Source organism: Neobacillus sp. PS3-34 (assembly GCF_030915465.1).
GTDB lineage: Bacteria > Bacillota > Bacilli > Bacillales > Cytobacillaceae > Neobacillus_A.
Genome location: NZ_CP133267.1, coordinates 2,879,611 through 2,893,390, shown reverse-complemented (window position 1 = coordinate 2,893,390; position 13,780 = coordinate 2,879,611). Strand labels below are relative to the sequence as shown.

Sequence of the window (13,780 nt, the reverse complement as noted above, 5' to 3'; positions counted from 1 at the left end):
CAGAAACATCAAGGCTACTCCCTTTCATAAGGCAGCCTTTCATGCTTCAGATTGGAGCATTTTAGATTTATTAATCAAACGTTTGATTAAATTAGGTTGAAGCCTTGGTATTGCTGGTTTTCGGAGGTTCCGAACGATTAGAAATACTTGGCATCAAGCCTTTAAGCAGATGACTTAGTTTTTCTTATGCATTCGGAATTTATTGATATAAATTCTGATTAGCTTAAAAATGCAGCCCTGGTTTCCCGGGCTGCATTTTGCTATTACTAGTATTATTGTGCTTCAATCAAGCCGTAGCGGCCGTCTGTACGCTTGTAAACGACGTTTGTGCGGTTTGACTCGGCGTTAGTGAACACGTAGAAGTTGTGCCCAAGCATGTTCATCTGAAGGATGGCTTCTTCACTGTCCATCGGCTTCAGGTCGAAACGCTTTGTACGGACTACTTCCAGTTCCTCTTCTTCCTCTTCAAATGCAGGTGCATCTGCGTTTTCGAAGGTAGAGAACATTGCCGTAAAGTTTTCTTTTTCACGGAACTTGCGGTTCACCTTTGTTTTGTGTTTGCGGATTTGGCGCTCAAGCTTATCTGTAATCAAATCGATCGCAGCGTACATATCCACATTCGTTTCCTCTGCACGTAATACCAGGTGCGGCATTGGAATCGTCACTTCTACTTTGGATGTTTTATCCTGGAAAAATTTTAAATTTACATTTACGTTTGCCTCAGGTGTTTCGGTAAAATAGCGCTCTAATTTGGAGATTTTCTTTTCAACATACTCTCTGATTGCTGGAGTTACCTCAATGTTTTCTCCACGAATGTTGTAATTCATGTAAACTCCTCCTTTTGATAAGACTATGTAATTACATTTCTATCTTACCCTATGTTATTCCTGCTAAAACAGAACACTAATTTTGTCGATTTGTTGACAAAAACAACAGATGAATAGTGACAATGTTTGGAGGGGATAAAATAGATTCATAACCGGATATAATTTCCATAAAAATGGATGGTGCCTGTCACCCATTAAGAACAAAAGGCTCAAGCGCCCTGGTTAGCCCCGACAGGCATAAGACGAATCAAGCAGGAAATCCTGATTTCTGGAGTGATTTGGCTTATGACCCCGAGGGGCTGGGTGCTGGAGCTAGATTAATACAACTTGTAGAAGTATCCACATCATTTAATTTTATAATTTCCTAGACGACAAAGAAAAACCCTGCTACGGCAGGGTCTTTGTTGTTATTTAATTTGTTCGATTGGCTGACCCTCTTCTACCTGCAGCTTATAACCGATTCCCCAAACCGTTTTAATAGAAATATGAATATTGTATTCCTTTAATTTCTTTCGAATACGGTTCAAATGTGTATCAATCATTCTATCATCGTCCAGATGCTCGTAGCTCCAAACAACTCTCAGCAGCTCTTCCCGGGTGACAACCTCGTCCTGTTTCTTTACCAGGGTCCAAAGGATAGAGAACTCCTTTTTGGTAAAATTTAATACTCTTTTGTCATAATGGACTTTAAACGTTACTTTATTCATCGTTAACAGCCCGTATTGAATTCGGTCTTCTTCCGTGACCTTCTTGGATGATGTATGTTCAAGCAGGACCTTTATCTTACATAGTAAGACTGGAAAGGTGATCGGATGGGTGATGACATCATCCGCCCCTGCTTCGTAATATTGAATAATGGCATCATCGTTTAGAGGTTTTCCAATTATTATTATAATCGAGCTCAGTTTTTGCCGCATCTGCCGGCATAACTCCAAGCTGTTAACATTTAATAAGGAATGATTAATCAGGACTATGTTGGGTTTCCATTCAATAGCAGTAATTAATCCTTGTAAACCATTACTAAACGAGTTAACCTCGAAAAGACTCTCAAAATACTGAGATATTTTATTGCTATATTGGGAATCTTCTTCTAGTATTAATAGTTTTTTTCCCATAGTACTCCCCCATACAATGCAAAAGGCCGATTTTGCCTTCCCTAAATCATACCATAATAATTGAATTTTGGAAAAATATTTTTAAGATAGTGGATAATGGCAAGCAACAAAATGGTTATTTCCAGCATCCACGAATTCAGGTGCTTCCTCTCTGCACTTCGCTTGCGCATAAGGGCATCGCGTATGGAAATAGCAGCCTGACGGCGGGTTGATTGGGCTTGGCACATCGCCTTCCAGAATAATTTTCGGCTTGTCTCTCAGTCTTGGATTTGCTATTGGATTAGCAGAAATCAAGGCCTGGGTATAAGGATGCTTAGGATCTTCAAAAAGAGTATCCGATTCAGCAAGCTCTACCATTTTCCCTAAGTACATAACTCCAACACGGTCGCTTATATGGCGGACAACATTTAATCCGTGGGAAACGAATAAATAGGTTAATCCTAAACGTTCCTGAAGCTCTTCCAAAAGGTTTACGACCTGCGATTGGATGGAAACATCTAGAGCCGATACAGGCTCGTCAAGAACAATCAATTTTGGATTTAAAGCAAGGGCACGGGCAATTCCAATACGCTGCCTTTGGCCGCCGCTGAACTCATGCGGGTAGCGTCTCATATGGAATGAGCGTAAACCAACAAGCTCAAGCAGCTCTTTAATGCGTTCTTCACGTTCTGCTGCTGAAGACATTCCATGGATTTTCAGTACCCTGGAAATCGTCTCACCGACGCTTAAACGCGGGTTCAACGACGAATATGGATCCTGGAAAATAAGCTGCATGTCCCGTCTTAGCTTTCTCACATCGTTATTATCGAGAGAAAAGATATCCTGCCCCTCAAATGTAACAGAACCGCTTGTTGCTTCCAATAAACGGAGAAGAACTCTTCCAGTAGTGGACTTTCCACAGCCGCTTTCTCCTACTAATCCAAGCGTTTCCCCTTTTAATATATCAAAGCTTACACCGTCGACGGCCTTAACGTGTCCTTGGACTCCGCCGAAGAAGCCCCCTCTTACTGGAAAGTGCATTTTAATGTTATCAACTTTTAATAGTACATCGGAATTTTCATTTATTGTCTGACTCTCTATAGAAACGCGTTCTGAAGTCCCGTTAACCATCTTTATGCCTCCCAACGATCTGTGTATTTCCAGCAACGTACAACCTCATCATCACTAAGGTTCTGTATTTCTGGCATTTCCTGATGACAAAGACTTGTCGCATACTCACATCTTGGTGCAAAACGGCATCCAGTTGGATAGGCTAATGGTGATGGTACCGTTCCTTCAATGGTATATAGCTTTTCCGTTTTCTTTTCAACTGTAGGCATTGAGCGCAATAAGCCTTCTGTATATGGATGCTTTGGATTCTCAAAAATGGAAAAAATATCATTTTGCTCGACGACCTGGCCGGCATACATAACAACTACACGATCAGCCATTTCGGCAACCACTCCCAAATCATGAGTGATCAGGACAATGGACATATTCGATTTATTTTTGAGATCCTTCATTAATTGTAAAATTTGATTTTGAATCGTTACGTCCAAAGCGGTTGTTGGCTCATCGGCAATCAAAAGCTCCGGTCGGCATGCAAGAGCAATTGCAATCATGACACGCTGTCTCATCCCACCGCTCAACTCATGCGGATATTGATTAAGGCGGCGTTCCGGTTCTGGAATTCCAACCAATTTTAAAAGATTTACCACTTCAGCCATAGCTTCTTTTTTGTTTACTTTTTGATGAAGAATAATAGATTCAGATATTTGATCGCCTACTTTATAGACTGGGTTAAGCGATGTCATCGGCTCTTGGAAAATCATTGAAATCTTATTTCCTCGGATTTGGCGCATTTCCTTATCTGACTTTGCCAACAGGCTTTCATTTTGGAATAAAATATCTCCATCCACAATTTTACCTGGAGGCATAGGAATCAACCTCATAATGGAAAGGGATGTAACACTTTTACCGCTTCCAGATTCTCCAACAATCGCAAGAGTCTCTCCCTTTTTAACATGAAAGCTTACTCCATCAATGGCAGGTACAACGCCATCCTCTGTGTAAAAATAAGTTTTTAAATCTTTTACTGAAACGACAGTGTCTTTTTCAACTGATGTTGTGACCATTGTACGAACCTCCTATTGCTTCATTCTAGGGTCTAAAGCATCTCTCAGGCCATCACCGATAAAGTTTACGGATAGAACCGTTATAATAATGAACAATCCTGGGAAGATGGCGATCCAAGGATAAAATTGAACAGTTGACAAATCCTGTGCTCCTGTCAGCATATTCCCCCAGCTCGGTGTAGGCGGCTGAATTCCAAGGCCAAGATAGCTTAATGCTGCTTCAGACAGAATAACCGCTGCAATGTCAAGAGTAGCAATAACGATAATAGGAGCGATCGCATTCGGCAGGACGTGGTAAAAAATAATATTTTTATTCTTTTCACCAGTCGCTTTTGCCGCTTCTACAAAGTCCCTTTTCTTGATCGATAAAATTTCCCCACGGACGATCCTGGCAAGACTCGTCCAGCCGAAGATACTTAGAACAAATATAGTAGACCACATCGTTGGAACGATTAAAGATGCTACAATCAATAATAAGAAGAAGGTTGGAATGGATTGAAGTGCATCAACAATCCTCATCATGATATTGTCAATGAATCCACCAAAAAAGCCGGAAATTGAACCATAGATTACTCCGATGGTTACCGAACAAATCATCGTCAGCATCGCTACTGTTAATGAAACCCTGGCACCATAAAAAGCACGCGTCATAATATCTCCACCCATGGAATCAGTACCGAATGGATACTTTTTACTCGGAGGCAGGTTTGAATCTAAAATGTCGGATACCTCAGGTTTATGCGGTGAAATCCAAGGTGCAAAAATGGCAATTAGGACGATAATCCCAAAAACGAACAATCCCGTAACAGCCAATTTGTTCTTTTTGAATCGCTTCCATGTCACAGCAAGCCTGCTTTCATACTTCAAATCTTGTTCCGGATTGTTTATTTCCACATTCTGTTGATTATTGATAACTGGATTTGGAAGACCCATTTTTTTATTCCTCCTTAAGACTTCCCATATTTAATGCGCGGATCGACGACAGCATATAAAATGTCAGCCAGCAGATTGGCGATAACGACGAGGACCGCTGCAATGAGTGTAGTTCCCATGATGACCTGGTAATCACGGATGAAAATGGCGCTGACAGAGAGTCTTCCCATTCCAGGCCAGGCAAAAATGGTTTCGATGAATAACGCACCGTTAAACAGGTTGGGCAGTTGGTTCGCGATAATGGTAATGATCGGGATAAGGCCGATTTCTTAATGCATGCTTGAAAATAACCTTTCCCTCTGAAACGCCTTTGCCCGTGCAGTTCTAACATAATCCTGTTTGATTACCTCAAGCATACTTGAACGCACAAAACGGGATTTTGTAGCAATCAATCCAAAAGCAAGTGTCGAGGCTGGCAAAATTAAATGGTGGACACGATCCCAAAGATTAAAATTATCGAATTCGGCGCTCCTCATTCCAGAAGCAGGGAACCAGCTTAGATGCAAGGAGAAAACAAGTATGACTATTAAGGCAATAAAAAAGGATGGAACCGCTATCCCCAGGAAGGCATAGCCTGTAAATATGTAATCAAATATCGAATATTGCTTAACAGCAGAATAAATACCTATTGGAATCGCAATGAGAATGGAGATAAGAATAGCAACCCCCATCAGAGTCAATGTTGCTGGTATTCTTTCTACTATTTTTTCTGTTACCGGCCGACCATCCTGGAAGGAATAACCGAGGTTTCCGTCCAGCATCAGCAGCTTGGCCCATTTGTAATATTGGACATAAATTGGCTGGTCAACACCGAGCTGTTTCTTGATATTTTCGACGTTTTGAACCTTTCCTTCCGGGTTTTGATAGACCGCAGTTGGGTCGCCAGGAGCTAAGGTCATAAGCAAGAAAGTAATAACAGATATGATGAATAATAAGGGAATTGATTGAAGAGTTCTGCGAATAATATATTTCAGCACAGGTATCCCTACTTTCCTAAGAGCGTTCTCTAAGAATTATTTATTTCATAAAAGGAAAAATTTCTTCCGGTTTCTCAATTTTTATTAGTGCTAGTAAAGTACTATCTCTAATTTTCGTTTTTTAACATATAAGCAGCCGCAGCGACATTGGTCGCAAACGGCCGCCTAGTCTAACCTTTAATTATTTACGCTTTGAAGCTACTCCCCAGTACCAATCTTGAAGATTGAAGAAAGCTGTTGACATAGAAATCTTAACGTTCTTCAAATCTTTGTCCATACCGGCATTTGATTTTGGATGGTATGTCCAGATCAATGTTTCATGGTCAGCCATGTATTTGTGCATAGCTTGGTAAATTTTGATACGCTTGCTGCGGTCTTCTTCAGACTTGTAGTCATCAAGATACTTATCAATTTGTGGATCATTGATACGGTTATTGTTATTTCCTTGTGGCGGCATTGCAGTTGAATGGAAGAATCCAGAGTGTTCAACGTTTGCGTCATATCCGCTCCATCCTAAGATAAAGCAGTCTAACTTGCCTTCTTTGTACTTGTCTAAGAAAATAGACCACTCATAGCTTCTTGGTGTTACTTTAATGCCTAATTTACCCCAGTTTTGCTGTGCAAGCAGGGCAGCTTTTTGGCGAATCGTATTTCCATTGTTATAGGCAAATTCAAGTGTTAACTGCTTGCCGTCTGGACCGATTAGCTTGCCGTCCTTTTTATGATAACCAGCTTTTTCTAAATATTCAGCAGCCTTTTTAAGATCAAATGGAAGCGGCTTTACTGATGGATTGTTTTGCGGAATCAGCGGGTGCATTGGACCGCTCGCAAGTGTTGCTTTTCCTAAGTACAATTTGGAAACCATGGACTGACGATCCAAACCGTATGCTAATCCTTTACGGAAGTTTTCATTGTTCCAAGGAGCTTTGCTTTCGTTGAATCCAACGTAGTCAAAACGTCCGATGCTGTAAGGCTGAATTTTCAGGTTCTTGTTTTTAGAAACCTGGGATAAACTTTGTGGATTCAATGCTTCAACAAAGTCAACGTCACCCTTTAACAGGTTGATTGTTTCAACGTTTGCATCAGGAAGAACTTCAGTGATTACCTGATCCATATATGGACGGCCATCCCAGTAATCCTTGTTGGCAGTTACAACAATACGCTCATCAGATTTCCACTCTTTGAACTTGAATGCACCTGTTCCGATTGGGTGGCGGTGAATATAGTTGTTAGTGTTATAGTCTTTAATACCATTTTTGAATTGGTGCTTCGGAAGGATTGCCGCATTTACAAATGTATTTGTAAGGATTAGCGGATCCTTTTCTTTCAGGATGATTTGAACTGTGTAAGTATCAACCTTTTTAACTTGTTTAATAGTTTCAAAGTCTTTTACATAGCTGTTGATTGTCTTAGGATCTGTGTACATCTGGTAAGAGAATACAACGTCATCCGCAGTCATCAATTTTCCATCATGGAACTTTACACCCTTACGAAGCTTGAATGTATAAGTCAGTTTTGATTTGTCATAAGAATAGCTTGTTGCAAGGGATGGAATCGGATTACCTTTGATATCTACTGTTAAAAGAGCATCGAAAATCATGCCTTGGATACGGCTTGATGCTGAGTCAGAAGTAGTATAAGGAATCAAACGAACTGCATCGGCAAAGGTTGTTAATACTACTTTACCGCCGACTTTTTTAGAGTCGAAGCCTGGGCGGGCTGCGTCAGCAGTCCCAGTTAGGAATGGAAGTCCTGCGAAACCGATAACGGCTGCCAATGAAGTTGCTGCTAATTTTTTCTTGAAGTTAGTCATTTTTTAAAATTCCTCCTTTTATTTTAATTTTTATTCTGCAGGTGCAGGATCTGCTGCTTTTACAGTTAAGTCAGTGATTGTTCCGTCTGCTCCAGCAATTGCAGTTCCAGTCAATACTTTGCCTGCTTTTTGAAGAGCGTCGATATCTGCAAGTTTTACATCCTTTGTAGCAGTTCCGTCTACCAGGTGAACTACTGCAGCATCATTTAGCGGCATAGACAAATCGTTGAAATCGAAATCAGCCTTGAAGCCAAATGTTACAGAAGTTCCATTTAAGCTGATCGGTCTGTCAGTAACTTTTGTGACATAAGGAGATAACATTGTGATTTCATCGGTAGCCATATTGGAATATGCAGTTCCTTCGAAAGTCACACCATTTTGACCGTAGTTAGCAAATTCTTTAAATGTGAAATCTGCATCCGGACTGCTTGGAAGTGGTGTAACAACCAGGTTAGAGTGAGTGTTGTACAAAGTTTTTCCTTTAACAAGCAGTTTTCCACTTGCATCGTATGCCATTGCACCATCAAACACTTCTAATGAAGTCGAAGAAAGGTATGCCACTTGGCCTTTGCTGTTTAATGTTACTGATACAGCAGTACCAGGTCCTACAGCACCTTTTTCAGTCTGCTGATCATCCTGGAAGATGGATGCATTTGCAGCATACTTCAGGTTATTTTCTCCAGTTGTGCTCTTCACAACAAGACCAGTTGAAGTTAACTCGGAAACTACACCTGTAATCGTAGTGTAGCTTTGTTTAGCTGTAAGGTATTTATCTACCGCTACGGCTACATCTTCCCTTGTTACTGCTGCATCAAGGTCTGTATCGATATCAAGGACACCTTTACGATCCAAATAGTATAAATAGTCAATCGGACGGTTAGACCATGTCTTTTTGAATCCTAATCCAAAAGCAAGCGCTTTTGATAATTCTGCAAATGTAACAGAACCTTTAGGCTTGAATTCACCCTTTTTGTTTAGGCTCAGCAAACCGCCGCGTACTGCTCTTACTGCTGCCTTGTTTTTGCCTTTGCTTGTATCAAGATCTTTAATCTTTAATACTGAAGAAGACCCGATAGTAGTGATACGGCATGCAATCTCAGCAAACTCTAAACGAGTCAGATTGCTGTCTGGGTTGAAGTTTGCACCCTTATTAGCTATGTATCCCAAAGACACTAGTTTAGTGATCGAGATCTCGCTGTCCAAGCCTGATACATCATCAAAGCTTGCTGCAAATACCGAAAGACTGCTAAAAGTAAGAGTTGTTGCAAGAGCACCTGAAACTGCTAATTTACGCCAGTTATACATCCATTTTGCCTCCTAAAAATATTTTTAAAAACGAAGATCTAAAATAAGATACCTCCCTTTTTTGAAAACTTGTAAAGATGTTAGAAAATTACGATATGTCTAAATACATTTATATCACAAAAGTCATAGGAAAAATTTAACCGAAAATTAACATAAAAATAACAAATAGAAAACCATTTCGGGTTCCGAAAAATTAGTAGAATAGGACTATTTCTTTTGAATTTTCTGAAATGTTATAGCGTTTAATTGATATATTCTAAAAAATAAACCTTTAGAATGTTGCGAAAGTTTAAAGAAAAGTTAAATAAATTCTAACGACAGTCTTATTCGTTCGAAATATTCCGAATAATAAAAGACGAAAAGCTATCGTTCTCTTTTCTATTTAAGTTAGAAGAAAGCTATTTTCAGCCTGTAAATAATGGTTCTTTTTTCCTTTTACTTCTATGTTTATGTAAAAAATTGAATGGGATAGTTTCCTCAAAAGAGAGTGCTTCTCTTTAGAATCTTTAATAATTGGCAAGATTTGGAGAAGAATAGCTGCCGGAGAGATTACTTAAGGAATGAAAAAAACCGCCTAATTTAAAAGGCGGTTTTCAAAAATGCAGTATTATTTTTTCCTATCATAAAACATCCCGTCTGTTGCGAGGCTTTGATACGGGTTCGCATACTTGTTGGTGGATTCCTTTTTCAAACTTAAGGATTTAATATCCCGTTGAATCAGCAGCTTTTCAGCAGATAATAAACCTGTTAACACCTTATTCAAATCGATCAGCTGTGCTCCAAGCTCATTCTCTTTTTCTGAAAATGGCGGCAGTAAATCTCTCATTAAATTCTCACGAAATTCTAATGAGTCCTCTATTACCCTAATTTTTTCATCACGGGATAATTCATCCCCGCTTTCGAGAATCTCAATTAGCTTAATTGTACTCTCATAAATTTCTTTAACCTTGCTCACTATGCCTGGCCGCCCTGGGCAAACTGCTTTTGGCGGTTCAGCTGGATAACCTGCTTCCAGGTGTCACGGAATTCCGTAACATAGCCTTCCACTTCATCCAGAATGGCACTATCATTCTTGATATTGGCCTCAATCAGTCTGCGATTGATATAGTCATAAAGCGCCATCATGTTTTTTGAAACTTCAAGGTCCATATTTAACGTAACCATAAGCTCCTGGATAATTTTCTGCGCCTTTTGGATATTAGTATTCTTCACTTCGATATTCTTTTCAACCATGCCTGCTTTCGCCATGTGAATAAACTTCAGGCACCCGTTATAGAGCATTAACGTTAGCTCACCCGGCGAAGCCGTGTTAACGGAGTTTTGCTGGTATGATTGATAGGGATTTTGAACAGCCATTTATGACACTCCTTTAAAAATTACTGGCCGCCGGCGAAATGCTGCTGCATATATGATGCTTGCGAATTAGCCTTTTGCATCGCTTGTTCCATTGCAGTGAACTGGCGGTAATATCGATCTTCAACCTGCTTCATGCGGCCATCAAAGCTGGTGATCTGGGTTCCAAGGGAATCCAGCTTTAAGCCAATCGCAAATTGTTTGTTGGTCGAAAAAGTATTCCCTGCTTTTTGTTTCAAGCTATCCATCGTGTCAGTGACATTATCATAAAGACGCTGGATCACGCCCTGGTCTGAACTCGTTGTACCTGATCCACGGAACAAATTCTCCACAGACGTTGGATCAGCCTGAATCGCCGCCTTCAGTTTGGCTTCATCAATCTGAAGCTTACCGCCTTCAAGATAATTCGCCGAAGTGGTAATGCCCACTTTGGCAAGCTGATTGTATGCCGCATTTACCTGCGAATTATTTACAGGGGCGTAAAAGCTGCTCCGCATTTGATTAAGAACCCCATTTAAAATCGGATCCTGGCGGATAAGCCCACTCTTTGCCTTTGCTTCCCATTGCTCCTGCTGCTTATCGGACAGCGTCAGCTTCTGATCATCCGTAAGGGGCGGATAATCACGGAAATAATCCTCAGACGTCTTTTTCTGGACCGTATCGATTAATGTATTGTACTTATCGATGAAGCCCTTGATATTGTCGAAAACAGAATTGGTATCGTTATTAATCGTGACATTGACCGGAGCAGCAAATGTTTGCTTTAGAGTAAACGTGACCCCGTTCATGTCGAAGGTGTTGGTGTGCCGCTGTGTAGTAAGGCCATTTACGGTGAACATCGCGTCTTGGCCGCCTGATTCGACTGCTGCCCCGCCGTTCTTAACGGTTTTAAATTTTAGCACATCATCTATAAAACTGCCGCTTGTAAGGATTTCTGAGTCCGCAGAAGTCATAGGGTTTGTTGCAGCAGCGGGATCCTTACCATTAAAATTACCGGTTTCTTTCCGGGTCAATGTCATTTGATCGGAAAAAGAATCGTAGAACATGGTTACTCCAGTGTCTGACGCATTCACCTTTGAAATTACCTGGCTCAGGGTATCTGTTCCCTTAAAAGTAATATTTTGTTTTACAAATCCTGTTGAGGTATATGAACCTACTGAAAATGTTGAATAATTCACGGCCCCAGTGCTTGCGTTGTTCGTGAAATAATCCATTTGAATTTTACTTCCTGCAGCGATATCTGCACCAAACGTCATAGCCCCGCTACTGTTCACGTATACCTGGTTTGGTTTTAATCCAGTTGCTGAGCTTGTTACTACTTCATAATTCTTATTATTAACCGCTACAGTTACTGATGCTAAATCCAAGGTGCCATCTAATGGAGTTGGCAGGGCAATCGGTGTTCCTGCAGTTGTTGCTGATGCAGTGATTGATTGAGAAAAGGCTGTTCCTGACTTCCAACCAAAGTTTAAACTGGTACTATTAAAGGCAGCTTCATTTCCAAATAACTGGCTATTAAGATCGACCTTTTTGGTTGGATCGGCAGATATCGGCCCACCATTTTTCAAAGTGGCGGCAGTTGCAAGCTGTGTCACATTTGAAACGGAATAAGACCCCTGTGAAGCCGCGCTGCTTGCCGTAGCAGTAACCTGCGCTTCATTTGTAGAAGCGGTGGTTCTCGCACGGTACCTCGTGGTCATTTTCATGCCGGTTAATTCAGTTCTGAAGTTTAGTAGAAGCGTATTCATTGAACGGTAGTCATCACGCTGCCATTCGAGAACCTGCTTTTTCTGCTTTAGCTTATCCAGAGGCATTCGTTCTGCCTTCATCAGGTCGCCGACCATTTTATCGATGTCCATGCCGCTGGCAATGCCGCTTATGCGCATAGTCGTCATCTACTTCACCCCTTAAATCTTTTTATCTACGAGCAGGCCAAGATGCTCTGCCATCATCGCATACGTATCCAATAATTTTTTTGACGGGATTTCCTTAATTACTTCATTTGTATTGTCATCCACAACGGTTACGTAATACTCATTCAGCTTTTCATGAAATTTAAATTTAATAGAAGTATGAGCAGGGTTCAAAAATTCATTTAACCCCTTCACAACCTCTTCTACTTTTTCTTTCTTTTTCTCATCATTTTCGTGTGGAACCTTATTATCAAATGATTGTGGCGAAGGTATCTTTTCCTCTTTGTTCTGTTGTAATTTTACCCCTTCATTATCTGCTGTTCTTGGTTGTGTGGGGACGTTCGTCGCTGTAAGGCGTTCGATCATCCTAATCTCCCCTTGTTAGATATCTCTATTATAATATCGGTTTGGTTTGGTAAAACTTTAGTTTTAATAGAGTGGGATTTTGTTAGTAAATAAAAATCCAGGCGGCTGCCTGGATTAGGTATTTTAGAGAAGTGGCTTTCGGTTAGCCGCTAAATTTGGTAGTCCACCCCTCGTTCCGTACCTGTTATCATTCAATTTTATAAAAATACCCGTTTTTGTTACACGGATCCTACTTAAAAAGCTAGACGATAGCCTGCATCCGGTATTTTAAAGAGAGAATTTCCGATTTACCCGTCAAATTTATGATTTTACCCGTCGTTCCGGCCAATTTACCCGTCTGATTCGAATACTTACCCGTCAATTCTTCAAAAATACCCGTATTTGCTTCTCAGGTTCCATTTAAAAGCCAGGCTGACGCTGGCTAGGTATTTTAAAAAGGGACTTTTCGGTTTACCGACCGGATTCGTTAAAATACCAACCAGTGACCTCCATTTACAGACCACTTTTATTAAAATACCGACCTGCAACATGTTCATATCCCCCAATCCATCTTCACCTTACCTCTCTCCACAGAAATCCCCATATAAAAAACCACAGCAATCAACTGTGGTCTTCATTACGTATAAATATTTATCAGCATTCCTTTAATTTCCCCGACCATACCGAGAAGATCGAGGCCTTTGTGTTCTTTATCCAACACCGCATTGGTTAAATCGATCAGCTTTTTGTCGACTTCTTTAACCAGTTTATATATTTTTGAGGATCCGCGATGACTGAAGCCGCGCTGTTCCTTAAGCTCGAGGCCATTTTTAACCGCGTCATCCATGAAATCTTTAACCAGCTTTTTATATTTGCGCAGGTTATCTACCGTTCTTGAGTCTGCCAGCTTTTCGCCGACACTTTCAATTTCCTGCATTTTTTTATTAAGACGCTCAAAGGTAACATCGGTGCGCTTCGTATCCATAATTGAATTGAAAGAAATGGAATCCTTCGCTGTTTCCTCTTTAAAAGCTACCTTAGCTGCTGATGTTTTGTTAACGCGTTGTACTTCCATTACTTCACAC

The 13,780-nt window shown here is 40.6% G+C and carries 12 protein-coding genes and 1 pseudogene; all 13 read right to left on the bottom strand.

What is annotated here, in order from left to right; translation table 11 throughout:
• Window positions 1-272: 272 nt before the first annotated feature.
• Window positions 273-827, bottom strand: coding sequence for a ribosome hibernation-promoting factor, HPF/YfiA family (gene hpf / locus RCG23_RS14870; protein ID WP_308176357.1), 555 nt, complete (start codon window positions 825-827; stop codon window positions 273-275).
• A gap of 407 nt (window positions 828-1,234) precedes the next feature.
• Entirely contained in the window at window positions 1,235-1,942 is a 708-nt protein-coding gene (locus RCG23_RS14865; RefSeq protein WP_308176356.1) for a response regulator transcription factor, read from the bottom strand.
• Window positions 1,943-2,023: 81 nt separating this feature from the next.
• Window positions 2,024-3,052, bottom strand: coding sequence for an ABC transporter ATP-binding protein (locus RCG23_RS14860; RefSeq protein WP_308176355.1), 1,029 nt, complete (start codon window positions 3,050-3,052; stop codon window positions 2,024-2,026).
• A gap of 2 nt (window positions 3,053-3,054) precedes the next feature.
• Entirely contained in the window at window positions 3,055-4,056 is a 1,002-nt protein-coding gene (locus tag RCG23_RS14855; RefSeq protein WP_308176354.1) for an ABC transporter ATP-binding protein, read from the bottom strand.
• A gap of 12 nt (window positions 4,057-4,068) precedes the next feature.
• Window positions 4,069-4,989, bottom strand: a complete 921-nt coding sequence (gene opp4C, locus RCG23_RS14850; protein WP_308176353.1) for an oligopeptide ABC transporter permease — start codon at window positions 4,987-4,989, stop codon at window positions 4,069-4,071.
• Window positions 4,990-5,003: 14 nt separating this feature from the next.
• Window positions 5,004-5,966 (bottom strand): annotated as a pseudogene (locus RCG23_RS14845) (ABC transporter permease).
• A gap of 181 nt (window positions 5,967-6,147) precedes the next feature.
• On the bottom strand, window positions 6,148-7,779 hold the full coding sequence (locus RCG23_RS14840; protein WP_308176352.1) for an ABC transporter substrate-binding protein: 1,632 nt from the start codon (window positions 7,777-7,779) through the stop codon (window positions 6,148-6,150).
• A gap of 30 nt (window positions 7,780-7,809) precedes the next feature.
• Entirely contained in the window at window positions 7,810-9,084 is a 1,275-nt protein-coding gene (locus tag RCG23_RS14835) for an S-layer homology domain-containing protein (RefSeq protein ID WP_308176351.1), read from the bottom strand.
• 607 nt (window positions 9,085-9,691) lie between these two features.
• On the bottom strand, window positions 9,692-10,039 hold the full coding sequence (locus RCG23_RS14830; protein ID WP_308176350.1) for a flagellar protein FliT: 348 nt from the start codon (window positions 10,037-10,039) through the stop codon (window positions 9,692-9,694).
• Window positions 10,039-10,440 (bottom strand): flagellar export chaperone FliS, encoded by a 402-nt coding sequence (gene fliS, locus RCG23_RS14825; protein WP_308176349.1) that lies wholly within the window; start codon window positions 10,438-10,440, stop codon window positions 10,039-10,041. The genes RCG23_RS14830 and fliS overlap by 1 nt, the downstream gene beginning before the upstream one ends.
• Window positions 10,441-10,460: 20 nt before the next feature.
• Entirely contained in the window at window positions 10,461-12,332 is a 1,872-nt protein-coding gene (gene fliD, locus RCG23_RS14820; protein ID WP_308176348.1) for a flagellar filament capping protein FliD, read from the bottom strand.
• Window positions 12,333-12,344: 12 nt separating this feature from the next.
• Entirely contained in the window at window positions 12,345-12,716 is a 372-nt protein-coding gene (flaG, locus tag RCG23_RS14815) for a flagellar protein FlaG (protein WP_308176347.1), read from the bottom strand.
• Between the two features lie 616 nt (window positions 12,717-13,332).
• A complete protein-coding gene (locus RCG23_RS14810) occupies window positions 13,333-13,770 on the bottom strand; it encodes a YaaR family protein (protein WP_308176346.1) in 438 nt (145 codons plus the stop codon).
• Between the last annotated feature and the right edge of the window lie 10 nt (window positions 13,771-13,780).

Bases quoted from the DNA above. Each gene is read 5' to 3' on its own strand.
- hpf (WP_308176357.1), bottom strand. From the start codon at position 827: ATGAATTACAACATTCGTGGAGAAAACATTGAGGTAACTCCAGCAATC.
- RCG23_RS14865 (WP_308176356.1), bottom strand. From the start codon at position 1,942: ATGGGAAAAAAACTATTAATACTAGAAGAAGATTCCCAATATAGCAAT.
- RCG23_RS14860 (WP_308176355.1), bottom strand. From the start codon at position 3,052: ATGGTTAACGGGACTTCAGAACGCGTTTCTATAGAGAGTCAGACAATA.
- RCG23_RS14855 (WP_308176354.1), bottom strand. From the start codon at position 4,056: ATGGTCACAACATCAGTTGAAAAAGACACTGTCGTTTCAGTAAAAGAT.
- opp4C (WP_308176353.1), bottom strand. From the start codon at position 4,989: ATGGGTCTTCCAAATCCAGTTATCAATAATCAACAGAATGTGGAAATA.
- RCG23_RS14840 (WP_308176352.1), bottom strand. From the start codon at position 7,779: ATGACTAACTTCAAGAAAAAATTAGCAGCAACTTCATTGGCAGCCGTT.
- RCG23_RS14835 (WP_308176351.1), bottom strand. From the start codon at position 9,084: ATGTATAACTGGCGTAAATTAGCAGTTTCAGGTGCTCTTGCAACAACT.
- fliS (WP_308176349.1), bottom strand. From the start codon at position 10,440: ATGGCTGTTCAAAATCCCTATCAATCATACCAGCAAAACTCCGTTAAC.
- fliD (WP_308176348.1), bottom strand. From the start codon at position 12,332: ATGACGACTATGCGCATAAGCGGCATTGCCAGCGGCATGGACATCGAT.
- flaG (WP_308176347.1), bottom strand. From the start codon at position 12,716: ATGATCGAACGCCTTACAGCGACGAACGTCCCCACACAACCAAGAACA.
- RCG23_RS14810 (WP_308176346.1), bottom strand. From the start codon at position 13,770: ATGGAAGTACAACGCGTTAACAAAACATCAGCAGCTAAGGTAGCTTTT.